The 520-nt window shown below is 46.2% G+C and carries 1 protein-coding gene; it reads left to right on the forward strand.

The genetic code is table 11. From position 1 onward, the window contains the following. Positions 1-520 (forward strand): plasmid recombination protein (locus FPQ13_RS13325; RefSeq protein ID WP_222103160.1); only part of this gene is annotated, 520 nt, incomplete at both ends.

Here is a 520-nt window from a genome sequence, read left to right on the forward strand (position 1 = left end):
AAAGAGTTGGACTATGTTCGTCCCGAACTTAGTCATTTGAATGAAAGCTGGGTTGGAGATAGCATCTCCCATCGGCTGGAAAGTGCGAAACAAAGATATCTCGATACGGTTGGGCAGAAGATGCAGGCTAAAGCCGCACCCATACGAGAGGGAGTAATAGTAATCAAACAAGAAACCACCATGCAGGAACTCCAGCAGTTTGCCACGGTCTGCAAAGAACGTTTCGGTATCGAAGCATTTCAAATCCATATACACAAGGACGAAGGATACATGAACGCAAAGCAATGGACACCTAACCTTCATGCCCATGTAGTTTTCGATTGGACGCAGCCGAATGGGAAAAGTGTGCGTTTATCGCGTGATGACATGGCAGAACTCCAAACCATAGCATCTGAAACACTGGGCATGGAACGTGGCGTTTCTTCTGACCGCAAACACTTATCGGCTATGCAGTACAAGACCGAATGTGCGAAAGAACAGCTTCAGGAACTATCAAACGATATATCCAGTGCATTAGACA

The sequence above is a fragment of the Allobacillus salarius genome (genome assembly GCF_007559425.1).
GTDB classification, from domain to species: domain Bacteria; phylum Bacillota; class Bacilli; order Bacillales; family Alkalibacillaceae; genus Allobacillus; species Allobacillus salarius.